Annotated in this window: 19 protein-coding genes and 1 tRNA gene; 11 read left to right on the plus strand and 9 right to left on the minus strand. The window is 63.8% G+C overall.

The genetic code is table 11. The features are described from left to right. Positions 1-124: 124 nt before the first annotated feature. Entirely contained in the window at positions 125-1657 is a 1533-nt protein-coding gene (locus tag NKH17_RS19770; protein ID WP_352900121.1) for a helicase HerA-like C-terminal domain-containing protein, read from the minus strand. Between the two features lie 274 nt (positions 1658-1931). Between NKH17_RS19770 and NKH17_RS19775 the strand changes: the two genes are divergently transcribed. From NKH17_RS19775 to NKH17_RS19790, 4 genes are all read left to right on the plus strand, one after another. After that, on the plus strand, positions 1932-3374 hold the full coding sequence (locus NKH17_RS19775; protein ID WP_352900118.1) for a methylmalonyl-CoA mutase subunit beta: 1443 nt from the start codon (positions 1932-1934) through the stop codon (positions 3372-3374). Further along, positions 3371-5494, plus strand: a complete 2124-nt coding sequence (gene scpA / locus NKH17_RS19780) for a methylmalonyl-CoA mutase (RefSeq protein ID WP_352900115.1) — start codon at positions 3371-3373, stop codon at positions 5492-5494. The genes NKH17_RS19775 and scpA overlap by 4 nt, the downstream gene beginning before the upstream one ends. A gap of 73 nt (positions 5495-5567) precedes the next feature. After that, entirely contained in the window at positions 5568-5798 is a 231-nt protein-coding gene (locus NKH17_RS19785; RefSeq protein ID WP_352479506.1) for an AbrB/MazE/SpoVT family DNA-binding domain-containing protein, read from the plus strand. After that, positions 5795-6184, plus strand: coding sequence for a type II toxin-antitoxin system death-on-curing family toxin (locus tag NKH17_RS19790; RefSeq protein ID WP_352972069.1), 390 nt, complete (start codon positions 5795-5797; stop codon positions 6182-6184). The genes NKH17_RS19785 and NKH17_RS19790 overlap by 4 nt, the downstream gene beginning before the upstream one ends. On the opposite strand, the gene NKH17_RS19795 is transcribed toward NKH17_RS19790, so the two are convergent. After that, positions 6181-6654 (minus strand): GreA/GreB family elongation factor, encoded by a 474-nt coding sequence (locus tag NKH17_RS19795; RefSeq protein WP_254819923.1) that lies wholly within the window; start codon positions 6652-6654, stop codon positions 6181-6183. The genes NKH17_RS19790 and NKH17_RS19795 overlap by 4 nt on opposite strands. Before the next feature lie 121 nt (positions 6655-6775). Between NKH17_RS19795 and NKH17_RS19800 the strand changes: the two genes are divergently transcribed. After that, entirely contained in the window at positions 6776-8152 is a 1377-nt protein-coding gene (locus tag NKH17_RS19800; RefSeq protein ID WP_352802315.1) for a TIGR03808 family TAT-translocated repetitive protein, read from the plus strand. Here the strand turns inward: NKH17_RS19800 and NKH17_RS19805 are convergent. After that, a complete protein-coding gene (locus NKH17_RS19805; RefSeq protein WP_352900111.1) occupies positions 8145-9149 on the minus strand; it encodes an asparaginase in 1005 nt (334 codons plus the stop codon). The two genes, NKH17_RS19800 and NKH17_RS19805, sit on opposite strands and share 8 nt — an antisense overlap. Before the next feature lie 26 nt (positions 9150-9175). Continuing rightward, the gene (locus NKH17_RS19810) at positions 9176-10342 is read right to left on the minus strand and encodes an acetyl-CoA acetyltransferase (protein WP_352900108.1); all 1167 of its coding nucleotides are present in this window, start codon (positions 10340-10342) and stop codon (positions 9176-9178) included. Positions 10343-10569: 227 nt separating this feature from the next. On the opposite strand from NKH17_RS19810, the gene betI reads away from it, so the two are divergent. Genes betI through betB form a run of 5 tightly spaced genes read left to right on the plus strand, consistent with a single transcriptional unit; the run spans position 10570 to position 16869 of the window. Then, positions 10570-11160 carry a choline-binding transcriptional repressor BetI gene (gene betI / locus NKH17_RS19815; RefSeq protein WP_352479501.1) on the plus strand — a complete coding sequence of 197 codons (591 nt, stop codon included), beginning with the start codon at positions 10570-10572 and terminating at the stop codon, positions 11158-11160. Further along, positions 11157-12683: a choline-sulfatase gene (gene betC / locus NKH17_RS19820; protein WP_352900106.1), complete on the plus strand. Its 1527-nt coding sequence runs from the start codon at positions 11157-11159 to the stop codon at positions 12681-12683. The genes betI and betC overlap by 4 nt, the downstream gene beginning before the upstream one ends. Then, positions 12683-13690 carry a threonine/serine dehydratase family protein gene (locus tag NKH17_RS19825; protein WP_502910614.1) on the plus strand — a complete coding sequence of 336 codons (1008 nt, stop codon included), beginning with the start codon at positions 12683-12685 and terminating at the stop codon, positions 13688-13690. The genes betC and NKH17_RS19825 overlap by 1 nt, the downstream gene beginning before the upstream one ends. A 3-nt stretch (positions 13691-13693) precedes the next feature. Further along, positions 13694-15346 (plus strand): choline dehydrogenase, encoded by a 1653-nt coding sequence (gene betA / locus NKH17_RS19830; RefSeq protein ID WP_352479498.1) that lies wholly within the window; start codon positions 13694-13696, stop codon positions 15344-15346. A 59-nt stretch (positions 15347-15405) separates the two neighbouring features. Continuing rightward, positions 15406-16869 (plus strand): betaine-aldehyde dehydrogenase, encoded by a 1464-nt coding sequence (gene betB, locus NKH17_RS19835; protein WP_352900100.1) that lies wholly within the window; start codon positions 15406-15408, stop codon positions 16867-16869. Here the strand turns inward: betB and NKH17_RS19840 are convergent. Further along, complete coding sequence (locus tag NKH17_RS19840) at positions 16833-19103, minus strand: AGE family epimerase/isomerase (protein ID WP_352900098.1); 2271 nt, start codon at positions 19101-19103, stop codon at positions 16833-16835. The genes betB and NKH17_RS19840 overlap by 37 nt on opposite strands. Positions 19104-19118: 15 nt before the next feature. Next, positions 19119-20633, minus strand: a complete 1515-nt coding sequence (locus NKH17_RS19845; RefSeq protein WP_502910616.1) for a phosphomannomutase/phosphoglucomutase — start codon at positions 20631-20633, stop codon at positions 19119-19121. Positions 20634-20837: 204 nt separating this feature from the next. Between NKH17_RS19845 and NKH17_RS19850 the strand changes: the two genes are divergently transcribed. Next, positions 20838-20914 (plus strand) — tRNA-Pro (locus NKH17_RS19850). Positions 20915-20982: 68 nt separating this feature from the next. Here the strand turns inward: NKH17_RS19850 and NKH17_RS19855 are convergent. Genes NKH17_RS19855 through NKH17_RS19865 form a run of 3 tightly spaced genes read right to left on the minus strand, consistent with a single transcriptional unit; the run spans position 20983 to position 24640 of the window. Next, entirely contained in the window at positions 20983-22602 is a 1620-nt protein-coding gene (locus NKH17_RS19855) for an ABC transporter ATP-binding protein (protein WP_352479494.1), read from the minus strand. A 3-nt stretch (positions 22603-22605) separates the two neighbouring features. Continuing rightward, positions 22606-23724, minus strand: coding sequence for an ABC transporter permease (locus NKH17_RS19860; RefSeq protein ID WP_254819905.1), 1119 nt, complete (start codon positions 23722-23724; stop codon positions 22606-22608). Next, positions 23717-24640: an ABC transporter permease subunit gene (locus NKH17_RS19865; RefSeq protein ID WP_352479493.1), complete on the minus strand. Its 924-nt coding sequence runs from the start codon at positions 24638-24640 to the stop codon at positions 23717-23719. The genes NKH17_RS19860 and NKH17_RS19865 overlap by 8 nt, the downstream gene beginning before the upstream one ends. Between the last annotated feature and the right edge of the window lie 16 nt (positions 24641-24656).

The following is a 24656-nucleotide window of genomic DNA, read 5'->3' on the forward strand; positions in this document are numbered from 1 at the left end:
GAGCGGCAGCTTGTTGCCAATGTCCAACGAACACGGGACCGACCGCTTCCGACCCATTTCGATCGTTCACTATTACGCATCGCCACGGCAGTTCATGGCGCGAAGCTGATATTCGCACCGTCCCTCACCGCCCCCTGGACAGGCTGCCCAGAATGCCGCGGACGATCGCTCGTCCGACCGACGAGCCGACCGAGCGCACCACGGATTTGATCGCAGCCTCCGCCACCGTCTGGCGGTTGGAGGGCCGCGGCGCGCGGCGGCCGCCGGTCGGCTGGGGATCGTCGTTGCCGAAGCCGGGAATGGTCCAGCGCGAACGGCCTGCGTCCTGTTGCTGCGCCTGTGCCTCCTGGGCGTCCTTAGCCTTTTTCTGCAGGATCTCGAAGGCCGATTCGCGATCGACGGTCTGGTCGTATTGTCCCGCAACCGGGCTTTCAGTGATCAGCTTGCGGCGCTCTTCGGGCGTGATTGGGCCAAGGCGCGACGATGGCGGGCGGATCAGCGTCCGCTGCACCATGGACGGCACGCCCTTGGCTTCCAGCGTCGAGACAAGCGCCTCGCCGATGCCGAGCTGCGTGATCACGGTTGCGCAGTCGAAATCGGGATTGGGCCTGAACGTCTCGGCCGCCGTCTTGACGGCCTTCTGTTCGCGCGGCGTATAGGCACGAAGTGCGTGCTGCACGCGGTTGCCCAACTGGGCCAGCACGGTTTCAGGGATATCCAGCGGATTTTGCGTGACAAAATAAACGCCGACGCCCTTCGAACGGATCAGCCGGACCACCTGCTCGACGCGGTCGACCAGCACCTTCGGGGCGTCGTCGAACAGAAGATGCGCCTCGTCGAAGAAGAAGACCAGCCTCGGCTTGTCCGGGTCGCCGACCTCGGGCAGTTCCTCGAACAGTTCCGACATCAGCCACAGAAGGAACGTCGCATAGAGCCGCGGATTCATCATCAGCTTGTCGGCGGCGAGCACGCTGATGGCGCCGCGTCCATCGCGCGTGGTGCGCATGATATCGGCGATCCGCAATGCCGGCTCGCCGAAGAAATTGGCCGCGCCCTGCTGCTCCAGGACCAGCAGCGTGCGCTGGATGGCGCCGACCGAAGGTGTCGTCACATTGCCGTAGCGGGCGCCGATCTCTTCGGCGCGGTCGGCGATGTTGGCAAGCAGTGACCGCAGGTCCTTCAAGTCGAGCAGCAGAAGGCCTTCCTCGTCGGCGATGCGGAAGGCGATGTTCATGATGCCTTCCTGTGCCTCGGAAAGGTTCATCAGCCGCGACAGAAGCAGTGGGCCCATCTCCGAGATGGTGGCCCGGATCGGGTGGCCCTGCTCGCCGAACAGATCCCAGAAGATGACCGGGAATTCCTGGAATTCATAGGGATCGAGCTTGACCTGCTCGGCCCGCTTGACCAGGAAATCCTGCGCTGTGCCCATCATGGCGATACCCGACAGGTCGCCCTTGATGTCGGCGCAGAATACCGGCACGCCGGCATTGGAGAAACCCTCGGCCAATATCTGCAGGGTCACCGTCTTGCCGGTGCCGGTCGCGCCGGTGACCAGGCCGTGACGATTGCCATATTGCAGCAAAAGCTGTTCGGGCCGCTGATAGCTGTCGTCCGGCTTGCGGCTGGCTCCTATGAAGATACTGGTGTCATCGGCCATGTGCCCGGTCTCCGCAAACCTATAGGGTTGAATGCCTGATCCCTTGAAGAAAAGGGAGCCCCGCCGCAGGTATAGTGAGGCCATTGCGCAGCGACAATGGGCGTCGTCGAAAATGGCTTTTGGAGCTTGCGGAACCTGCCCATGTTTGGCAATCGATTGACGGTCGCAGTCACGCAAGACGTGTTGCACGGCGTGTACGCTGCATTGTGATATGCGACCGGGGAACGTAGACTGACGTAGCTGGCCGCTGCGGCCGCTAGAATGAGGAGAACGGATGGGCGCCGGTGCCTTGACCCAGGATGCCGAACTTCCGAACGCCGACCGGCAACGATGGCTGGCGCTGGCGGAGAAGGCGCTGGCCGGCGGGTCTTTCGAGGAAAAGCTCGTCTCGCATACGGACGACGCCATCCGCATCGAGCCGCTCTACGAGCGTTCGGTAACCGCCGAGCCTGTCGTGCGCGCCAACCCGGGATCACCGTGGATCGTCAGCCAGCGTATCGACGATCCGGACATAGGCCGCGCCAGTGCGCAGGCGCTGGAAGACGTCGCGCAGGGTGCCACCGGACTGTCGCTTGTCTTCGAGGGTGCGCCGAACGCCTTCGGCTATGGCTTGCCGAGGACAGCGGAGGCACTGGAGGGCGTGCTCGACGGCGTGCCGCTCAACCGCATCCAGATCCGCATCGACGCCCATCCCTGGAGCCGCGCCGTGGCCGACTGGCTGGTGGCTTTTTTGACCAAGCGCCGCTCCGACCCGGCAAAGCTCAACCTCTCCTTCGGCATCGATCCGGCTGCGATTTTTGCCGGGACCGGCAGGCTGCGCATGTCGATCGACGCTTTACAGGCTTCGATGCCGCAATCGCTGGCGCATTTCTTTTCGATGGGTGTGCCCGGCGTGCTGCTGGAGGCCGACGGGCGGGTATTCCACAATGCCGGCGCCACCGAGGCGCAGGAGCTTGGCACCATGCTCGCCTCGGCCGTCTCCTATCTGAGGCTGTTCGAGAAGGCGCGCCAGCCGCTCGTCTACGCGGCGCCGCATATCGGTTTTGCGCTGAGCGTCGACCAGGACCAGTTCGTTTCGACGGCCAAGGTCAGGGCATTGCGCAGGCTGTGGGCGCGTGTCCAGGAGGCCTGCTCGATACCGCCCTCCACCGCCAGCATCCATGCCGAAACCTCCTTCCGGATGATGACGGCGGCCGACCCGGAAAGCAACATCCTGCGCACCACCATCGCCGCTTTCGCGGCTGCCGCCGGCGGCGCGGATTCGATCGCCATCCTGCCGCACACGATCGCGCACGGCCTGCCCGCGGGTTTTGCCCGCCGCGTTGCCCGCAACGCGCAACTGATCATGGCCAATGAAAGCCACATCGACCACGTCGCCGATCCGGTTTGCGGTTCGGGCGCCGTCGAAGCGCTGAGTTCGGAGCTCTGCGCGGCGGCCTGGCAGGAGTTCCAGCAGATCGAGGCGGAAGGCGGCGTGCTGACCAGTCTTGAGCAAGGCCACATCCAGAGGCGCGTCCAGGCAGCTTCCGCCCGCCGCAACACAGCCTACCAGGCGGGCGAACGGGCGATCGTCGGCACGACGCTGCACCCGTCGAAGACCGAGCGTCCGGTCGAGACGCTGGCGGCGGCGCGGCGGCCTGCCTTCGACGAAGGCGTTGCGGTGTGCGAGCCGCTGTTTCCGATCCGCATCGATCAGTCGATCGGAGCGGTACCATGATCCCGGATTTCAGCCAGATCGCCTGGTCGCCGCCACGGCGGGCGCCTGTCGAGGTCAAAGGTCAGCGGATGACGCCGGAAGGCATCGCCATCAAGCATCTCTACAACCAGGGCGATCTTAAGGGCTTACCTCATCTCGATACCTATCCGGGCCTGCCGCCCTTCGTGCGCGGCCCCTATCCGACGATGTATGTCCAGCAACCCTGGACGATCCGGCAGTATGCCGGCTTCTCGACGGCAGAGGAATCCAACGCCTTCTACCGGCGCAACCTTGCCGCCGGCCAGAAAGGCCTCTCGGTCGCCTTCGATCTCGCCACGCATCGCGGCTACGACAGCGACCATCCGCGCGTCGCCGGCGATGTCGGCATGGCCGGCGTCGCCATCGATTCCATTCTCGACATGCGCCAGTTGTTCGACGGCATCCCGCTCAACGAGATGACGGTATCGATGACGATGAACGGCGCGGTGCTGCCGATCATGGCGCTCTATATCGTGGCGGCGGAGGAACAGGGCGTCGCGCAGAAGGACCTCGCCGGGACCATTCAGAACGACATCCTGAAAGAGTTCATGGTGCGCAACACCTATATCTATCCGCCAAAACCTTCGATGCGGATCGTGTCGGACATTTTTTCCTACACGTCGAAACACATGCCGAAGTTCAATTCGATCTCGATCTCCGGCTACCACATGCAGGAGGCGGGAGCGACGGCAGACCTCGAGCTCGCCTACACGATTGCCGACGGTATCGAATATTCCCGCGCCGGCGTCGCGGCCGGCCTCGACATCGACCGTTTCGCTCCGCGCCTTTCCTTCTTCTGGGCCATCGGCATGAATTTCTTCATGGAAGTCGCGAAGCTGAGAGCAGCGCGCCTTTTGTGGGCCAGCCTGATGCTGAAGAATTTTTCGCCGAAGGACGAGCGTTCGCTGTCGCTGCGCACCCATTGCCAGACTTCGGGCTGGTCGCTGACGGCGCAGGACCCCTACAACAACATCATCCGCACCATGATCGAGGCGATGGCCGCGACTCAAGGGCATACGCAGTCGCTGCACACCAATTCCTTCGACGAGGCAATGGCGCTGCCGACCGACCATTCGGCCCGCATCGCCCGCAACACACAGCTCATCCTGCAGAAGGAGTCCGGCACGACGCGCATTATCGACCCGTGGGGCGGCTCCGCCTATGTCGAACGGTTGACGCATGACCTGGCGGCGCGTGCGCTTGCGCATATCGAGGAGGTCGAGAGCCTCGGCGGCATGGCCGCGGCGATCGAAAAGGGCCTACCGAAGCTGCGCATCGAAGAGGCTGCCGCGCGCACCCAGGCGCGCATCGATTCCGGCGAACAGATCGTGGTCGGCGTCAATGCTCACCAGCCCGGGACGGACATCGAAGTCGACGTGCTGAGGATCGACAATGCCGAGGTCAGGGCACGGCAATTGTCGAAGCTGCAGCGGCTGAAAGGCACGCGTGACGTCCCTGCCGTCGAGAGCGCGCTCAATGCGCTGACCCGTGCTGCCGGGAGTAACGGAAACCTGCTGGAATTCGCCATCCGGGCGGCGCGCGCCAATGCCACGGTCGGCGAGATTTCGCTGGCGCTGGAAAAAGTCTTCGGCCGTCATGTCGCCTCGGTGCAGACGATCTCCGGCGTCTATCGCAACGCGCTTGGTCACAGTCCAGTGGTCGACCGGCTGCAGGACAAGATCGTGGCGTTCGAGGAGAAGTCGGGCGGCAGGCCGCGCATTCTGGTCGCCAAGATGGGCCAAGACGGCCATGATCGCGGCCAGAAAGTGATCGCCACCGCCTTTGCCGACCTAGGCTTCGACGTCACCGTCGGGCCGATGTTCCAGACGCCGGAAGAGATCGCCAGGCTGGCCGTCGAGCATGACGTGCACATCGTCGGCGCCTCGTCGCTGGCTGCGGGCCATTTGACGCTTATTCCCGAACTCAAACTTGCGCTGAAGAAGCTCGGCCGCGACGACATGCTGATCGTCGCCGGCGGCGTCATTCCATCACAGGATTACGACGCAGTCCGGCAGGCAGGCGCCACTGAAATTTTCCCGCCCGGCACAGTCATCCCGGAAGCGGCGGACCGGCTGATGGACCGCCTGCTGCAGGTTGGCTGATGCCTTGTTCTAACGTCTGTTGTAACGAGAAACACGCAGAGTTATAATCAGCGTTGCAACAGGATGTCTCACCATGAACACCACCATTCGCAAAATCGGCAATTCCGAAGGCGTGATCCTGCCGAGGGAAATTCTCGTCCGCATGAACCTGAAGGCGGGCGACAGCATCGTCATCGTTCAGGAAGGCGATGAGCTTCGTCTGCGCCGCACCGAGGACACTGCTGAAGAATTCGAGCGCAAGATGAAGATCGCGCGTGAGCGGATGAAGAAGTATGAGGTTGCCTACCGCGCGCTCGCAAAATGACCGAGCATCATTCGCGGGAATTCATGGAGGCGCTTCACGCCGAGCAGCTGCGCCTCCACGGCGGCGCAGCGGGCATCCGCGACGAGGGAATGCTGGAGTCGGCGCTCTACAGGCCGCAGCAGAGGGAAATCTATGGCGAGCCCGATCTCTGTGAGCTGGCGTCCGCTTATCTTTTTTTCGGTATCGCCAAAAACCATCCATTCGTCGACGGAAACAAGCGTACTGCTTTCGCGGCGGCCGATCTGTTCCTTTATGTCAATGGCTTGAGCATCGAAGCCGAGCAGGCGGACATTATTCAACTGGTCATGATGGTCGCCGCCGGCGAAATCGACAAGGCTGGTGCCGCGGCGTTCTTCCGCGATCATGTCGTCAAGCTCGAAGACTAACTGTCGGAGAGCTTGACGATCTCCCACTCCTTGCCATTGACCACGGCAACTTCGCCGACCTTCTTGCCGAACAGCGCCATCGCCATCGGCGACACATGGGAAATTGTCCCCTTGGCGGGATTTGCCTCATCCTCGCCGACGATCTTCCAGTGCACCTTCTTGCCGTCGTCGCTTTCCAACGTGACACCCATGCCGAAGCGGACCATGTCGCTGCCCGGCTCCGGCACCGAAAGTTCGGCGCTTTCGCGCCGCGCCGTCCAATAGCGAAGATCACGCGACACCAGCGCGATGCGCTCGCGGTCGGCCCGCTTTTCGGCTCGGCCGAGCTCGTCGCGCAGAGCGGCCACCTCCGCATCGATCAGCGCCAGGCCGCGTTCCGTCACCAGATTGCGGTGATGGCTGATCGGCCGCTCGCCGATGCCGGCGATGGCGTTTTCGCTGTCTTCCTCGCGGGTGAAGGCCCTGCTCATCCGACGAACTTATGCCTGACGCGACGACTCCACAAGCCGTAGCCGGCGAACCGACGTCGGGGCCGATCCTGTCTGGCACGAATCCTGCGGCGCGACCGTTGAACGCAAGGAATCTGTGCCGATGTTGAACAGACGAACGCTGCTTGCGCAGACCGCCGGATTTGCCGTCATGGGGCTTTCGCTCGGCAAGGCAGCGGCGAAAAACCTGCCCGGCATCGAGAAAGCCGCGATGCGCGGCGCGATCAACGCGACCGATCTCGGCGTCCGGCCCGGCGCGCTTGACGACCAGAGCAAGGCTTTCACCAAGCTGCTGCGCGATGCGCACGACCGCGACATGGCGGTGTTCCTGCCGCCGGGGACCTATATCGTTTCCAGCCTGTCGCTGCCCGGCCGCGTGCGCCTGTCCGGGGTGCCGGGCGCATCGCGGATCGTCTATGGCGGCAATGGCCATCTCATCATGGCAGAACAGGCCGAGCATATCGAACTCAGCGGGCTCGTGTTCGACGGCAGCAAGCGCTGGATGGGCGACTACACGCAAGGCCTGCTCGATCTGCGCCGCATCGTCCATCTGGTCGTCGACAACTGCCAGATGACCGGCAGCGGCAAGAACGGTCTGGCGCTCGAACACGCCTCGGGCCGCATCGAGCGCTCGGAGATATCCGGCGCAGCCGACGCCGGCATCTATTCGGTCGAGGCCGATGGCCTGGAAATATCAGGCAATAGCGTCTCCGATTGCGCCAATGGCGGCATCCTCGTGCACCGCTGGCAGGCAGCGGAAGACGGCACCATCGTCAGCGGCAACCGCATCGAACGAATCCAGGCGCGCAGCGGCGGAACCGGCCAGAACGGCAATGGCATCAATGCCTTCCGCGCCGGCAACGTCATCATCTCCGGCAATATTGTTTCGGACTGCGCGTTTTCGGCGATCCGCGCCAACAGTGCCAGTAATGTGCAGATCACCGGCAATACCTGCTCGCGCTCGGGCGAAACGGCCGTGTATTCCGAATTCTCATTCGAAGGTGCGATCATCGGCAACAATATCGTCGATGGCGCCGCGAACGGCATTTCGATCGTCAATTTCAACGAAGGCGGCCGCATGGGCGTCTGCTCCGGCAACATCGTCCGCAATCTGTCGACCAGCGGCCCCTACCCTGCCGACGCGCCCGGCTTCGGCGTCGGCATCAGCGTCGAGGCAGACACCGTAGTTTCCGGCAATGTCGTCGAGAATGCGCCGCTCTACGGCATGCAGATCGGCTGGGGACCGTTCATGCGCAACGTGGTCGCCACGGGAAACGTCATCCGCAAGGCGAGGACCGGCATCGTCGTCACCGTGGTCGAAGGTGCCGGGACGGCAATCATCTCCGACAATGTCATCGACGGGGTCCAGAATGGCGCGATCGTCGGCCAACGCTGGGCCGAGCCGGTGACCGGCGACCTCGCCGCATCAGGCAATGCCGGCTACGCGCATTTGACCGTCGAGCGCAACCACGTCAGTTGAGGGTGGCTGTCGGCCGGAGCGCGCCAACCTTGGCGCCGATCCGGCTTTCGATGGGCGGATTTGCCTGTTCGACCAGTTTCGCCGCTACCATCTTGTCGGCGTGCAGCAGCTTAGCCAGCACGGCCGCGACCATCGCTTCAGCGGCGCGGCCGGCGCCATCGTCGCATTTCAGCGCGATGCCAAGCCCGAGCTCCGGAAGGGCGGCGCAAAAAACACCTTCGGCGCCTCCCTTGACGAAAATCCGCCCGGGCGCGGCCTCCATCATCGCGACATCGGACCTGCCCGTGCCGGCGACGAAAAACGGCTCGGCCATGCAGGCGGAGAGCAGCCGCTTCGCCGCCCGGGCGCGCACCGGCTCGAAGCCGGCACCTGTCGCCATGCGGGCAAAGCCAAGGGCAAAGCTGCGCAGCGGCACGGCATAGGTCGGAATCGAGCAGCCGTCGGTGCCGCGGTGATCGGCGTCATGGGCAGCACCGGTCACCGCCTGCATCGCTTCGCGCACCATCTCCTGCGAGGCATGGCCAGCCTTGACGTAACCACGATGGGCGATGCCGCTGTGAACGCAGGTGCATAGGAAGCCTGAGTGCTTGCCGGAACAATTGTTGTGCAGCGCGTTCGGCACACTGCCGGCGCGGGCAAGCGCCAGCGTCGCTCCATGACTCGACGGCCAATGCGCGCCGCATTCGAGTGCCGCCTCGTCCAGGCCGGCCTTCGCCAGCATGGCGCGCGCCAGCTCGACATGTGGCGGCTCGCCGGAATGCGAGGCGCAGGCCAGCGCCAGCTCCCGATCACCGAAGCCGTAGGCATCGGCAGCGCCGCTCTCGACCAGCGGCAACGCCTGGATCGCCTTGACCGCCGAACGCGGGAACACCGGCTGTGCCGTGTCGCCGATCTCCCAGACGGGCTTGCCGTCGGCGTCGAAGACGGCAACAGCGCCGCGATGGGCGCTCTCGACGAGAGCGCCGCGCAAGACTTCGACCAGAACCGGATTTGCCATGTCACCTCCCGCAAATGCGGGCGGGTTTATCTGATCCGGTCGAGAATGGAAACGTAGTTGGCGACCGCGGCACCACCCATGTTGAAGATGCCGCCGAGTTTTGCTCCCGGCACCTGGATGCCCCCCGCCTCGCCGACAAGCTGCATGGCGCTCAGCACATGCATGGATACGCCGGTGGCACCAATCGGGTGGCCCTTGGCCTTCAGCCCGCCCGACGGATTGACCGGCAACCTTCCATTCTTCGCCGTCTCGCCATCCAGGGCCAGCTTGGCGCCCTCGCCCGGCCTGGCCAGGCCCATCGCCTCATACTCGATCAGTTCGGCGATGGTGAAGCAGTCATGCGTCTCGACGAAGGAAAGGTCGCCGAGCGTCACGCCCGCCTGCTTCAGCGCCTGGTTCCAGGCCTGCTCACAGCCCTCGAAGGCGAGAATGTCGCGCTTCGACATCGGTAGGAAATCCTGCACATGCTCATTGGCGCGAAAGGCGACGGCGCGGCGCATCTTCAGCGCCGTGGCCGTATCAGCAAGGACAAGCGCGGCGGCGCCGTCTGAGACCAGCGAGCAGTCCGTGCGCTTCAGCGGACCGGCGACGAAGGGGTTTTTTTCGCTTTCCTGCCGGCAGAACTCGTAACCGAAATCCTTGCGCATCTGCGCATAGGGATTGTCGACGCCGTTCTTGTGGTTCTTGGCGGCGATCATCGCCAGCGCATCCGACTGGTCGCCATAGCGCTGGAAATAGGCTTGGGCGATCTTGCCGAAGACGCCGGCGAAGCCTGCCGGTGTGTCACCGTCCTCCGGCAGATACGAGGCCTTGAGCAGGTTCTTGCCGATCTCAGGACCTGATGTCGTCGTCATCTGCTCGGCGCCGACCACCAGCACGATACGGGCGGCATTGGCGTCGATGGCGCGGATGCCTTGCCTGACTGCCGCCGAGCCGGTGGCGCAGGCGTTCTCGACGCGGGTCGCCGGCTTGAAGCGCAGCCGGTCGTCGGCCTGGAGGACCAGGCTCGCGGTGAAATCCTGGGCGGAAAACCCGGCGTTGAAGTGGCCGAGCACGATCTCGTCGACGTCATCCGGACCGATGCCGGCATGATCAAGCGCCTCGACTGCCACCTTGGTGATCAGGCTCTCCAGTGTCTCGCCTTCGAGCTTGCCGAAGCGCGAATGCGCCCAACCGACGATGCATGCTGTCATGGCGATCTCCATCCTGTGGACCCGGGCTACGCGATACTTGCGGCGCGCCTCAGCATTGTTCAAGCATGAACCGTTCCGCCGGCTTCGTGAAGGGGCCAGAACCGCACAATCGCTTGATCTTGAACATCTGGTCATAGTGCCTGGCTTTTGCCAGCAAATCAGACCGGATTTTTGTTGATTGATGCGTCAATAAAAAATAATCTTGGTGCCAACAGGCCGGAGCAAGAATGCCGAAACTCGGAATGGAACCGTTGCGCCGCAGGGCGCTCATCGACGCAACGATCTCGGCGATCGGCGAGCGCGGTTCGCTCGATGTGACGATGTCGGAAATCGCCGGGCGCGCCGGCGTGTCCTCGGCGCTTGCCCACCATTATTTCGGCGCCAAGGACGAATTGCTGCTGGCGACCATGCGGCACATCCTCAGCGAGCTCACCGCCGATACGCGCCGTGCACTTCGCGCGGCCGGCACGGCGCGCCAGCGCGTCTCGGCGGTGGTCGCGGTCAACTTCTCCGACGTCCAGTTCCAGCCCGAAACGATCGCCGCCTGGCTCGCTTTCTATGTCGAGGCGCAGAAGTCGTCAGCACTTCGTCGGCTGCTCAAGGTCTATGCGCGACGGCTGCATTCCAATCTGCTCAGCGGGCTGACCGGCATCCTGCCGAGGAGCGAGGCCGACCGGGTCGCCGAGGCGACGGCGGCGCTGATCGACGGGCTCTATATCAGACGCGCGCTGAAGGACGGCGTCCCCGATGCCGCGACCGCAATCGCACTGGTCGAGGACTATCTCGAAACGAAGCTCAGCGGACGGCAGAAGCAGTGACATCCAAACCCAACATCCTGATCGTGATGGTCGATCAGCTCAACGGAACGCTGTTCCCGGATGGGCCGGCGGACTTCCTGCACGCGCCGCATCTGAAGGCGCTCGCCGCGCGTTCGGCGCGGTTTTGCAACACTTACACCGCCTCGCCGCTCTGCGCCCCGGGCCGCGCCGCATTCATGAGCGGCCAGTTGCCGTCACGCACCGGTGTCTATGACAACGCCGCCGAATTCGCGTCTTCGATCCCGACCTTTGCCCATCATCTGCGCGCTGCCGGTTATCACACCTGCCTCTCCGGCAAAATGCATTTCGTCGGGCCGGACCAGTTGCACGGTTTCGAGGAGCGGCTGACCACCGACATCTATCCAGCCGATTTCGGCTGGACACCCGACTATCGCAAACCCGGCGAGCGCATCGACTGGTGGTATCACAATCTCGGCTCCGTCAGCGGCGCCGGTACTGCCGAGATCACCAACCAGCTGGAATATGACGACGAGGTCGCCTTCCACGCGGTGCAGAAGCTTTACGATTTTGCCCGCGTCTCCGACGATGCCGCACATCGGCCCTGGTGCTTGACGGTTTCCTTCACCCATCCGCACGATCCTTACGTCGCACGGCGGCGCTACTGGGACCTCTACCAGGATTGCCCGGCGCTCGAGCCCGAGGTCGGCTTCATTCCTTACGACAGGCAGGACCCGCATTCGCAGCGGCTCTACCGCGCCAGCGAGTATGACAGCTTCGACATCACCACTGAGCAGATACGCCGCGCGCGGCGCGGCTATTTCGCCAACATCTCCTATCTCGACGACAAGGTCGGCGAGTTGCTGTCGGTACTCGAGCGCACGCGAATGCTCGACGATACGATCATCCTGTTCTGCTCGGATCACGGCGACATGCTCGGCGAGCGCGGCCTATGGTTCAAGATGTGCTTTTTCGAAGGTTCGGCGCGGGTGCCGCTGATGATCGCCGGCAAGGGCGTACACGCCGGGCTGATCGAGACGCCGGTTTCCAATCTCGACGTGACGCCGACGCTTTGCGACCTGGCCGGCATCGACATCAGCGCGATTGCCCCGTGGACCGACGGCCAGTCGCTGCTACCGTTGCTGAACGGAAAGAAACGCTCCGCGCCGGTGCTGATGGAATATGCCGCCGAAGGCTCCAACGCGCCGATGGTGGCGATGCGCGAGGGCCGCTACAAATTCATCCATTGCGAGATCGACCCGCCGCAACTGTTTGATCTTGAATCGGATCCGCGGGAATTGACCAATCTCGCCGCCGATCCGGCCAATGCGGCTTTGGTGGCCGCTTTCATCGACAAGGTGCGGGCGCGCTGGGACATGGCGGTGTTCGATGCCGCGGTGCGTGCCAGCCAGGCGCGCCGCTGGGTGGTCTACCCGGCGCTGCGCAACGGCACCCATTATCCCTGGGAATTCCAGCCGCTGCAGAAGGCATCGGAGCGCTACATGCGCAACCACATGAACCTCGACCTGCTCGAAGAGCAGAAGCGCTTTCCGCGAGGCAAATGATGGCAGACCGTCTCGTCCCCTCGCTCGACCATCTCAGGCAGGCCTATGCCGTCACCTCTAAGGCGACGCAGATCACGCCGCTGCTGGAATCGGCGGCACTCGCCCGCGAGACCGGCGCTGCCCGCGTCTTCGTCAAGGCCGAATCGCTGCAATGGGCCGGATCGTTCAAGGTGCGCGGCGCATACTGGCGGCTGAAGAAGCTCTCGCCTGACGAAACGCAAAACGGCGTCGTCGCCTACTCCTCCGGCAATTTCGCGCAAGGGCTGGCGGCGGCAGGCCAGGCGCTTGGCATTCCCGTCACCATCGTCATGCCGATCGACGCTCCGGCCGCCAAGCGCGACGCCACATCGGGTTACGGCGCGCGCGTGGTGCTGACTGACCATGGCGATCGCGCGCGTGAGGAAGTCGCCGCCGCCAAGGCGCGCGAGATCGCTGCGAGCGAAGGCCTGGCGCTGCTGCACCCGTTCGACGATCCGGAGATCGTCGCCGGCCAGGCCGGTGCCGGGCTGGAGGCACTCAACCAGCTCGCCGCCAGGCAAGCGGAGGCCGATCTCTTGTTCTGCTCAGTCGGCGGCGGCGGCCTGATCGGCGGCGTTTCGCTGGCCTTCCATTACCTGTCGCCCGCCACGGAGATCATCGGCGTCGAGCCCGAAGGTTTTGACGGCATGGGCTCGTCGCTGGCGCATGGCGCCATCGAAACCATGCCGATCGGGCCGAAATCGATCTGCGACGGGCTGATGTCGCGGCGGCCGGGCGACGCGCCGTTCGCAGCGGTGAAGGCGGCTGGCGTTCGCTGCGTCACCGTCGACGATGCTTCGGTGCGGCGCGCCATGCGCATCGCCTTCGAGCGGCTGAAGCTGGTGCTCGAACCATCCGGCGCTGCTTCGCTGGCGGCGGTGCTCGGCGGCAAGGTCGACGCGACCGGCAAGACCGTTCTCGTAGTGGCAACCGGCGGCAACGTCTCGCTGGCCGATTTCATTGCGCATATGAACCACGGGCGCGCATAAACCATGCTTGAAGCGGATTTCGTCATTATCGGCTCCGGCTCGGCCGGCTCGGCCATGGCCTACCGGCTGTCGGAGGACGGCAAGCATTCGGTCATCGTCATCGAATATGGCGGCAGCGATATTGGGCCGCTAATCCAGATGCCGTCGGCGTTGTCGATCCCGCTCAATATGAGCCTCTACGACTGGGGCTTTGCCAGCGAGCCCGAGCCGCACCTCGGTGGCCGCGTGCTGGCGACGCCGCGCGGCAAGGTGATCGGCGGCTCGTCCTCGATCAACGGCATGGTCTATGTGCGCGGCCATGCCCGCGACTTCGACCACTGGGCCGAACAGGGCGCGGCCGGCTGGGGGTTTGCCGACGTGCTCCCCTATTTCAAGCGCATGGAGGACAGCGCAGGCGGCGAGGACGGCTGGCGCGGCCATGGCGGCCCGCTGACTGTGCAGCGCGGCTCGAGGACGAACCCACTCTATGGCGCCTTCGTCGAGGCAGGCCGTCAGGCCGGCTTCGAGCTGACCGACGACTATAATGGCGCGAAGCAGGAGGGCTTTGGGCCGATGGAGCAGACCATCCGCGGCGGCCGTCGCTGGTCGGCGGCGAGCGCCTATCTGAGGCCGGCGCTGAGGCGGAAAAATGTCATCCTGGTCAAGGGTTTCGCCCGGCGGGTGATCATCGAGAATCAACGCGCCACCGGCGTCGAGATCGAAGCGCGCAAACGGATTCAGGTGGTCAGAGCGCGGCGCGAGGTGATCGTTGCCGCGTCCTCGATCAACTCGCCCAAGATCCTGATGCTGTCCGGCATCGGCCCCGGCCAGCACCTTAGGGAGAACGGCATTCCGGTGATCGCGGACCGGCCGGGTGTCGGCCGCAATCTGCAGGATCATATGGAGCTCTACATCCAGCAGGAATCGACAAAGCCGATCACGCTGAACTCGGTGCTGAATCCGTTTTCGAAGGCGATGATCGGGGCACAATGGCTGTTCTTCAAATCCGGCCTCGGCGCCACCAACCATTTCGAGGCGGCCGCCTTCGTGCGCTCGCGCGCTGGCGTCGATTATCCCGATATCCAGTATCACTTCATCCCGGCCGCGGTCCGCTATGACGGCAAGGCGGCGGCCAAGGCGCATGGTTTCCAGGCGCATGTCGGGCCGATGCGGTCGAAGTCGCGCGGTTCGGTCACGCTGCGCTCTCCCGATCCCAAATCGAAGCCGGTGATCCGCTTCAACTACATGTCGCATCCGGACGACTGGAAGGAGTTCCGCCACTGCATCCGGCTGACCCGCGAAATCTTCGGGCAAGCGGCCTTCGATCCGTACCGCGGCAAGGAACTGTCGCCGGGCGCGCATATACAATCGGATGACGAACTCGACGCCTTCATTCGCGATCACGCCGAAAGCGCCTACCATCCTTGCGGCACCTGCAAGATGGGCCGTGCCGATGATGCGATGAGCGTCGTCGATCCCGAATGCCGCGTCATCGGCATCGAAGGGCTGCGGGTCGCCGATTCCTCGATCTTCCCGCGCGTCACCAACGGCAATCTCAACGCGCCGTCGATCATGACTGGCGAGAAGGCCGCCGACCACATTCTCGGGCGCACGCCGCTGCCACCTTCCAACCAGGAACCATGGATCAATCCGCGCTGGCAGGTGTCGGACAGATAGGCCATGATCCGGCGGACGCATATTCCGCATGCCGCGACAAGACGATTTGGAGAACAGTCATGCGCGCCCAGCCAATGGCATCGCATTATGTCAATGGCCGCTATATCGACGACGAGCGCGGCGCAGCGCTGCCGGTTATCTATCCGGCAACCGGCGAGACCATCGCCATGCTGCGCTCGGCGACGCCAAACGTGCTGGAGCTCGCGATCGAGGCGGCGCGTGCGGCACAACCGGCCTGGGCGCGGCTGAAGCCCGTCGAACGCGGCCGCATCCTGCGCCGTGCCGCCGACATTCTGCGCGCGCGCAATGCCGATCTGGCGCGCATCGAGACGCTGGATACCGGCAAGCCTATCCAGGAGACGCTGGTTGCTGACGCCCCGTCGGCGGCCGACTGCCTGGAATATTTCGGCGGCGCCGTTGCCGCCTTTAATGGCGAGGCCGTCGATCTCGGCGGGCCCTTTGCCTATACCAAGCGCGAGGCGCTCGGCGTCTGCGTCGGCATCGGCGCCTGGAACTACCCGATCCAGATCGCCGGCTGGAAATCCGCACCCGCCCTCGCCATGGGCAATGCGATGGTGTTCAAGCCGTCGGAGAACACGCCTCTTTCAGCGCTGGCGCTCGCCGAAATCTATACCGAGGCCGGGCTGCCCGATGGCCTGTTCAATGTCGTCCAGGGTTTCGGCGATGTCGGCGCCGGGCTTGTCGGACATGATGTCGTCGCCAAGGTCTCGGTGACCGGCTCGGTGCCGACCGGCCGCAAGGTGCTGTCGCTCGCCGGCTCGAAGATGAAGCACGCGACGATGGAGCTCGGCGGCAAGTCGCCGCTGATCGTCTTCGAAGACGCCAACCTCGAAAATGCCATCGGCGGCGCGATGCTCGGCAATTTCTATTCGACCGGCCAGATCTGCTCCAACGGCACGCGGGTCTTCGTGCAGAGCGGCATCCATGACCGTTTCGTCGAGAGGCTGACCGAACGGACGAAGAAAATCCGCATCGGCGATCCGCTCGATCCGGACACGCAGATGGGGCCGCTGGTCTCGAAGGCGCAGCACGACAAGGTGGTCTCTTACATCGAGGCCGGCAAGCAGGATGGCGCGGTGCTCGCCTGCGGCGGCAATGTGCCTTCGCTGCAGGGTTTCCAGGGTGGCTTCTTCGTCGAGCCGACGGTGTTCACCGGTGTCACCGACACGATGCGCATAGCGCGCGAGGAGATTTTCGGGCCGGTGATGAGCGTGCTGAAGTTCGACAGCGAGGACGAGGTGATCGAGCGCGCCAACGATACCGAATTCGGCCTCGCCGCCGGCGTGTTCACCCGCGACCTGGCGCGCGCCCATCGTGTCATCGCCGAACTGCAGGCCGGCACCTGCTGGATCAACGCCTACAATCTGACGCCGGTCGAAGTCCCCTTCGGCGGCTTCAAGCAGTCCGGCATCGGCCGCGAGAATTCGCTCGCGGCGCTAGCACTCTATTCGCAGCTGAAGTCGGTCTATGTCGAGACCGGGGATGTCGCCAGCCCGTACTGATCCTTGCGGGCCGTGCCGTCGAGATACTGGGTCAGCGCGCAGACGAGATGATAGAAGATGCTGGCCGGCACCTCGTTTGCCAGCGAGCGGCCACGCTCGTCGATGCGGTCGATCCACAGGCCGAGCGGTGCCGGATTGATGTGCCAGCGGAACAGCCGGCCGACCCGCGCCTCGATTTCCGGCTTCAGGTCGGGCCCCCCCGAACCGTCCAGCGCGATCGCCGCCTTGATCGCTTCGGCCTGCGGCCAGCTGCGCGAGACACGGTCGAGCGGCAGTCCTTGCCGCGAGACGGCGCCGTAGGCGAGGCCCGTGGCGCGGTTCAAGCCATTGGCGATCGCCGACGCGTAGAGCTTCCTGGCGAGGCCGGTCAAGCCGCTCTGGCCGCTGCGGCCGGCAAAGTCGACCAGCAGCGAGGCCCATTCGAAATGATGGCCGGGTTCGGTCCACGTGCCCTTCTCACCAGGGGCCGGCCGCCATTCATCGTCGAAATACTCGCCAAGGGTCCAGCTTTCCGGGTCGAAGAAATGGCTGCGGAACAGATCGACGATGCGCGCGGCGCGGCGGAGATGAGCGCGCTCGCCGGTCGCCTGATGCCAGGCCAGGAACGCCTCGAGCAGATGCATGTGCGGGTTGGAGCGGCGCTCGCCCTCGCCGCTCGAGGTCTCGCGGAAGCCGGTCAGGCGTTCGTCCTCGAGATGCGCGTCGATGAACGCAAAGGTCTCCTCGCCAAGCCGCAACGCATCGGGATTGCCGCACATATGGGCATGCGCCAGCGCCAGGAGCACGCAGGAATGATCGTAAGCATCCTCGGCGCCGTCGGCGACGGTGCCGTCGATGTTGAGGGTGCGTACCCAGCCGCCATTGTCGGTACGTCCGTGCCTGGCCATGAATTCGAGGCCGTGGCTGATCAGCCGATCGGCCGGGCCGTTCCAGCCGCGCGCCTTGGCGACGGCGAAGGCGTAGATCTGCCTGGCCTGCGTGCGCATGCGTTTGGGTTTCATCAGCGGGGCGGCATCGAAGCCGAGCGCTTCGTGGAAACCGCCATGGCGCTCATCGACGCCGACCGTCGACCACAACGGCACCGTCTCCTCGAACAGCCAATGGTGCACGCGGCGCTGCCAGGCGCCGCTTTCGATGACGCGATCGTCGGCGGGCGTGAACCTGGTCTCAAGGCGACCGCTCTTTTCGAGCTGCTCGACGATTTTTTTGACATTTTGGCTGTGGCTGACCGGCGCGACGAAAGTGGCGTCGGCAGTCGACACGATGGCGACGTCCTTCAGGCCAATGGCCGACAGCAGGCGACCATCGCTGCGGATATAGGAGTTCTCGCAATCGATGGCGACAACATCGCCGACGATGACATTGCCCTGCCTGTCGGAGGGGCCGACGTCGAGCAGCGATTGCCAGGAGCCGAGATCGTTCCAGCGAAAGCCCGCCGGCACCATGGCGATGCCGCTGGCGCGCTCCATGATCGCATAGTCGATTGATGTCGATGGGATGGCGGCATAGAGCTCCAGAGGCATGTAGAGGCCCGAAAGGTCTGATGTCGCCGCCTGAAAGGCAGCCTCGGTGGCGCTCCAGATATCGGGCTGGAAAGCCATGAATGCGTCGCGCATGGCGCTGGCGCGAAACAGGAAGATGCCGGTGTTCCAATAGAAGTTACCGGCCTCGAGATAGCTCTGCGCCGTGGCGAGATCGGGTTTTTCGACGAAACGCGAGACGTCGCAGATGCCGTCCCGCTCGCCGGCCACCTCGATGTAGCCATAGCCGGTCTCGGGTTGCGCGGGCTTGATGCCGAAAACCACCAGCCTGCCGTCGCGCGCCGCCGCGGTGCCGGCTTCGACGCTCTGCCAGAATTGCTGCGCCGTCGCGATCTCGTGGTCGGAGGGCACCACCAGCACCAGGCTGTCGCCGAATTCCGACAAGGTGCGCAGGCTTGCCAAGGCAACGGCCGCGGCAGTGTTGCGGCCGGTCGGCTCGAACAGCGGGCCGCCGCCGGAAAGCTCGAGACCGGCAATATCGGCATGAACGCGGTCGGCGTGCCTTTCCGAGGCAATCAGGAAGACCGGCGTTTCGCCTTCCGGCCGTGCGGTCAGCCGCCGCAGCGTCTTGGCCAGCATCGAGCCGTCGCCGGAGAAATCATGGAACTGCTTGGGATTATCCTCGCGCGACAGCGGCCACAGCCGCGAGCCGACGCCGCCACTCATCACAAAACTGACGATCCGTTCGGTCATGAAGACGAGCCCCGCTCAAAAGGTCTGGTTGTAGGCGCCGACTTCGGGGCTGCGGCGCAGCACCGCATCGACGGCTTCGAACATCTGCCGGCGCCGCTCGGATGATACCGGGCTCTCCACCACCACCACAAGCTCCGGCTTGTTCGATGATGCCCGCACCAGCCCCCAGGTACCATCCTCCGCCACGACCCTGACGCCGTTGACGGTGATCAGTTCGGCGATCTTCTGGCCGGCGAAGACCGCGCCGTCGTTCTTCATCTTGCGAAAATCGCTTACGACGCGCTCGACGACGCCGTATTTGAGCTCGTCGGCGCAGTGTGGCGACATGGTCGGCGTGCCGAAGGTCAGCGGCAGATCGCGGTAGAGATCGGCCATGCTGCTTTGCGGGCTGCGATCCAGCATCTGGCATATGGCGATGGCCGTTACCAGGCCATCGTCATAGCCGCGGCCGATCGGCGGATTGAAGAAGAAATGGCCCGATTTCTCGAAACCGGCGGCGGCGCCGAGTTCGGCGACGCGCCGTTTGATATAGGAGTGACCGGTTTTCCAATAGTCGGTGACCGCGCCATTTTCCCGCAACGCCTTGTCAGTCATGAACAATCCGGTCGACTTGACGTCGACGACGAAAGTCGAGCCGGGATAGAGGTGCGAAATGTCGCGCGCCAGCATGACACCGACCTTGTCGGCGAAGATCTCGTTGCCCTCATTGTCGACCACGCCGCAGCGGTCGCCGTCGCCATCGAAACCGAGCCCGACATCGGCGCCCGTTTCCAGCACCTTGTCGCGAATGGCGTGCAGCATCTGCATGTCTTCGGGGTTGGGATTGTAATTGGGAAACGTATGATCGAGCTCGACGTCGAGCGGGATCACGTCGCAGCCGATCCTTTCCAGTGCCTCGGGAGCGAAAGCCCCAGCGGTGCCGTTGCCGCAAGCGGCCACCACCTTGAGGTTCCTCGAGATACGCTTTCCCGCTGTCAGATCGTCAAGGTAGGTTTTGCGGAAGTCCGCAACGAAGTCATAGGAGCCGCCACCTACAAGATCGAAATCGCCGGACAGCACGATCGCCTTCAACGCACTCATCTCCTCCGGACCAAAAGTCAGCGGGCGCGCCGCGCCCATCTTGACGCCGGTCCAGCCATTCTCGTTGTGCGAGGCAGTGACCATGGCGACGGACGGCGTGTCGAGCGCGAACTGGGCGAAATAAGCCATCGGCGACAGGGCCAGCCCGACATCCTTGACCCGTGCGCCGGCTGCCATCAGCCCGGAAACCAGCGCCAGCTTTATGGCAAGCGAATAGGAGCGAAAATCGTGACCGGTGACGATGTCGGGCCCGGCACCCACGCGACGGATCAGCGTGCCGAGCCCCATGCCGAGCGCCTGGACGCCGATCAGATTGAGTTCCGGCGTTTCGTTCGAGCCGGGATGGCCGAACCACCAGCGCGCATCATATTCGCGAAACCCGGACGGCTTGATCAGCGCCGAGGTTTCAAACTCAAAAGTGTTTGGTCTGACATCGCTAACGATCTTCATCGACAAGGCTGCAAACTCCAGGCTGCTGAATCAGGTGCTTCGAGGCAAGGCGACGGTTACCCAGAAGCCCTTTAAGCCGTGTTTGTGCGACAGGAAACTGAAACCTGTATGACGTGGCGGCGAAGCGAAAGAAATGCGACAGAAGCGCCTCCATTGGCGCTTGCAGTAACCAAACGCGGCGGCTATAAGCCCGCGGTCTGGTCACGGAGTGTAGCGCAGCCTGGTAGCGCACATCGTTCGGGACGATGGGGTCGCAGGTTCAAATCCTGCCACTCCGACCAGAAAAAACAGCGGCTTAGCTGTTTTTGTTCCCGAAACAACCACTATCCGCCGCAGTTCTGACCAATCGCTATGCGCTCAGGCGAAATCGCGTGACATCGATGGCCGCGGCCATCAGTGTCTGTGTGTAGGTTGCCTGCGGATTGCTGAAGATCGCCTCGGCCGGTCCCTCCTCGACGATCTTGCCCTGTTTCATGACGATGATGTAGTCGGCCATGGCGCGCACGACGGCGAGATCGTGGCTGATGAACAGATAGGACAGCTCGTGGTCGGCCTGCAGCTTGCGTAACAATTCGACGATCTGCTTCTGCACGGAGCGGTCCAGCGCCGAGGTCGGCTCGTCCAGCACCACCACTTTAGGCTTGAGTATCATGGCGCGCGCAATGGCGATGCGCTGCCGCTGACCGCCGGAGAATTCATGCGGATAGCGGTTGCGCGTGTTCGGGTCGAGCCCGACTTCGAGCAAGGCGTCGACCGCGCGGAGATCGCGCTGCCTGCCCGACAGATTGGGCTCGTGGACCAGCAGCCCCTCGGTGATTATCTGGCCGACGGTCATGCGTGGCGACAGCGAGCCGAATGGATCCTGGAAGACGAGCTGTAATTCGCGCCGCAGCGGCCGCATTGCCTGGCGGTCGGCGTGGGAAATGTCGCGGTCGCCAAGCCGGATGATGCCGTCGCTGGGCAGGAGCCGCAGCAAGGCGCGGCCGAGCGTCGATTTTCCCGAGCCGGATTCGCCGACGATGCCGATCGTCTGGTTGCGCTTCAGCCGTATCGAAATGCGATCGACGGCGCGCAGCAGCAGCGGCTCGCCGCCAAGAAATCCGCCGCCGATCTTGAAGGTCACCTCGACGTTCCTGCCTTCAAGCAGGACAGGGGCATTCGGAGCCGGCGGCGCCTTGGTGCCGGTCGGTTCGGCGGCAAGTAGCATCTTGGTGTAGGCGTGCTGCGGGTTGGCGAAGATCGCTTCCGCCTCGCCCTCCTCGACCACCTCGCCATAGCGCATCACATAGACCCGATCGGCAAAGCGCCGGACGATGCCGAGATCGTGGGTGATGAAGACGATCGCCATGCCGAGCTTGCGCTGCAATTCGGCGAGTAGCATGAGGATCTGCGCCTGGATGGTGACGTCGAGCGCGGTCGTCGGCTCGTCGGCGATCAGTATGTCGGGGTCGTTGGCCAGCGCCATGGCGATCATGACGCGCTGGCGCTGACCGCCCGACAATTCGTGCGGGTAGGATTTCATCCGCCGCTCCGGATCGGGAATATGGACCAGCCGCAGCAGCTTGAGCGCCTCCTCGCGCGCGGCGGCGGCGCCAAGTCCGCGATGCTTGCGGATCGGCTCAATCAACTGGTTGCCGATCGAATAGAGCGGGTCGAGCGACGTCATCGGCTCCTGGAAGATCATGCTGATCTTGCGGCCGCGTATCTTGTTGAGCTCGGGCTTGCTCAAGCTCAAAAGATTGCGGCCGCGATAATCGACTGTGCCGGTGGCTTCGCCGTTCGAGGCGAGCAGGCTCATCGCCGCCATCATCGTCTGGCTCTTGCCGGAACCGGATTCGCCGACGACGGCGACGGTCTCGCCTGATTTGACGTGGATATTGATGCCCTTCACCGCCTCCACCACACCGTCGAGGGTGCGGAAGCGGACCCGAAGGTCCTTGACGCTGAGGATGGTTTCGGAAGCAGCCATCTCTCAACGATCCTTCGGGTCGAGCGCGTCGCGCAGGCCGTCGCCGACGAAATTCAACGCGAACAACGTCGAGACGAGAAAGAATGCCGGGAACAAAAGCAGCCAGTTGGCCGAGCCGATGTTCTGGGCGCCGACCGAGATCAGCACGCCCCAGCTTGTCATCGGCTCCTGGACGCCGAGCCCGAGGAACGACAGGAAGCTTTCCAGGATGATGACCTGCGGCACCAGCAGCGTCATGTAGATCACCACCGGCCCGAGCAAATTGGGGATGACGTGGCGCAGCAAAATGCCACGCTGTCCGACGCCCATCGCCTCTGCCGCCTGGACATATTCCTGCCGGCGGATCGACAGCGCCTGTCCGCGCACGATACGCGCCATGTCGAGCCACAGCACCGCGCCGACGGCCAGGAACATTAGCACGAAGTTCCTGCCGAAAAACACAACCAGCATGATGACGAAGAAGATGAACGGCAAAGAATAGAGCACGTCGACGACACGCATCATCACCTCGTCGACCCTGCCGCCGGCAAGGCCGGCGGTGGCGCCGTAGAGCACGCCGATGACCACGGCCACAATGCCGGCAAGCAATCCGATGGCCAGCGATATGCGCCCGGCCATCAGCGTTCGCGATAGCAGATCGCGGCCGGTGTTGTCGGTGCCGAACAGGAAATATTGCTGCTTGATCGAGGCACTCATCACCATTTCGAGACCATCCGGCGATTTGCTCTCGATCTTTGTGTCATCAAAGGTATCGGAACGATCAAGGTAGCGAATGTTGCGGTCGTCGATCGGCTTGGACGATCTGACGGTAACGAACACACGGCTGCCCTCCTGCCGCCAATCCTTGATGTCGACGCGCATACGCCTGATCGCCTCATCGAGAGCGCCTTCGATCATGTCGGCCTGCGGATAGGCGGAGAAGCTCGGCGGCGTGCGCACATAGTCGGCATAGATGGTGGTATACTGGTGCGGCACGAAATAGGGCCCAAACACACTGATGACGGTGATGAATGCAAGATAATACAGACTGAACATGGCCGCGCGATTGGCCTTGAGGCGCGCCCAGGCGTCACCCCACAGGGATCGGCCGACGACCGGTGCGGCAACTGCGATATCAGTCATAGCGCACCCTCGGATCGACGACACCATAGAGGACGTCGACGATCAGGTTGAAGACAATAGTGAAGAGCGCGATGACCACCACCGTCCCCATAACCAGAGTGTAGTCGCGGTTGAGCGCGGCAACGACAAAATGGCGGCCGATGCCCGGTATAGAGAAGATGGTCTCGACGATGATCGAGCCGGTGAGAAGGGCTGCAGCTGCCGGACCGGTAAAGGAGACGATCGGCAGGATGGCGCCGCGCAGCGCATGCTTGACGACGACTGACCAGTCGGACAGGCCGAGAGCGCGCGCAGTACGGATGTGATGCGAGTGCAGCGATTCGATCATCGAGCCGCGCATCAGGCGGGCAACGATGGCGATCTGCGGCAGAGCGAGCGTCAGCACCGGGCCGACCTTGTTGATGAGGGCTCCATCGCCCCAGCCACCGATCGGCAGCAGCTTCCACGTCAATCCGAATACAAGCTGGATTACCGGGGCGATGACGAAGGTCGGAATGGTGCTGCCGGCGGTCGCCAGCGCGATCACCGAATAGTCGGCAAGCTTATTCTGGTTGAGCGCCGCAACAGTGCCGAGCACGCTGCCGAGCAGCAGCGCCAGAACGAGTGCCGAAGCGCCGAGTTGGATCGAGATCGGCAGGCCCTCCCTGAACAACTCGCCGACGGTAAAATCCGGCATGTTGTAGCTGGGACCGAAATTGCCGCGCAGAAGATTGCCCAGATAGTGGACGTACTGCAACCAGAGCGGATCATTGAGGCCGAACTGGGCTTCGAGATTGGCCCTGATCTCGGGGCTCAGACCCCGCTCCTGGTTGAACGGGCCGCCCGGCGCGACACGTATCAGGAAGAACGCTATGGTCACGATGACGAACAGCGTCGGAATGGCGGTCAGAAGCCGCCGGAATACGTAACGCAGCATCGGTGCCCCGCTTGAT

Origin of the sequence: Mesorhizobium sp. M1334, assembly GCF_040317995.1 — a bacterium.
Lineage (GTDB): Bacteria > Pseudomonadota > Alphaproteobacteria > Rhizobiales > Rhizobiaceae > Mesorhizobium.

Excerpts from the sequence above, each read along its gene's own strand:
- NKH17_RS19810 (WP_352900108.1), bottom strand. The coding sequence starts at position 10,342 with ATGACAGCATGCATCGTCGGTTGGGCGCATTCGCGCTTCGGCAAGCTC.
- NKH17_RS19795 (WP_254819923.1), bottom strand. The coding sequence starts at position 6,654 with ATGAGCAGGGCCTTCACCCGCGAGGAAGACAGCGAAAACGCCATCGCC.
- scpA (WP_352900115.1), top strand. The coding sequence starts at position 3,371 with ATGATCCCGGATTTCAGCCAGATCGCCTGGTCGCCGCCACGGCGGGCG.
- NKH17_RS19800 (WP_352802315.1), top strand. The coding sequence starts at position 6,776 with ATGTTGAACAGACGAACGCTGCTTGCGCAGACCGCCGGATTTGCCGTC.
- NKH17_RS19805 (WP_352900111.1), bottom strand. The coding sequence starts at position 9,149 with ATGGCAAATCCGGTTCTGGTCGAAGTCTTGCGCGGCGCTCTCGTCGAG.
- NKH17_RS19865 (WP_352479493.1), bottom strand. The coding sequence starts at position 24,640 with ATGCTGCGTTACGTATTCCGGCGGCTTCTGACCGCCATTCCGACGCTG.
- NKH17_RS19785 (WP_352479506.1), top strand. The coding sequence starts at position 5,568 with ATGAACACCACCATTCGCAAAATCGGCAATTCCGAAGGCGTGATCCTG.
- NKH17_RS19855 (WP_352479494.1), bottom strand. The coding sequence starts at position 22,602 with ATGGCTGCTTCCGAAACCATCCTCAGCGTCAAGGACCTTCGGGTCCGC.
- NKH17_RS19770 (WP_352900121.1), bottom strand. The coding sequence starts at position 1,657 with ATGGCCGATGACACCAGTATCTTCATAGGAGCCAGCCGCAAGCCGGAC.
- NKH17_RS19790 (WP_352972069.1), top strand. The coding sequence starts at position 5,795 with ATGACCGAGCATCATTCGCGGGAATTCATGGAGGCGCTTCACGCCGAG.
- NKH17_RS19840 (WP_352900098.1), bottom strand. The coding sequence starts at position 19,103 with ATGACCGAACGGATCGTCAGTTTTGTGATGAGTGGCGGCGTCGGCTCG.
- betB (WP_352900100.1), top strand. The coding sequence starts at position 15,406 with ATGCGCGCCCAGCCAATGGCATCGCATTATGTCAATGGCCGCTATATC.
- NKH17_RS19860 (WP_254819905.1), bottom strand. The coding sequence starts at position 23,724 with ATGACTGATATCGCAGTTGCCGCACCGGTCGTCGGCCGATCCCTGTGG.
- betA (WP_352479498.1), top strand. The coding sequence starts at position 13,694 with ATGCTTGAAGCGGATTTCGTCATTATCGGCTCCGGCTCGGCCGGCTCG.
- NKH17_RS19825 (WP_502910614.1), top strand. The coding sequence starts at position 12,683 with ATGGCAGACCGTCTCGTCCCCTCGCTCGACCATCTCAGGCAGGCCTAT.
- betI (WP_352479501.1), top strand. The coding sequence starts at position 10,570 with ATGCCGAAACTCGGAATGGAACCGTTGCGCCGCAGGGCGCTCATCGAC.
- NKH17_RS19775 (WP_352900118.1), top strand. The coding sequence starts at position 1,932 with ATGGGCGCCGGTGCCTTGACCCAGGATGCCGAACTTCCGAACGCCGAC.
- NKH17_RS19845 (WP_502910616.1), bottom strand. The coding sequence starts at position 20,633 with ATGAAGATCGTTAGCGATGTCAGACCAAACACTTTTGAGTTTGAAACC.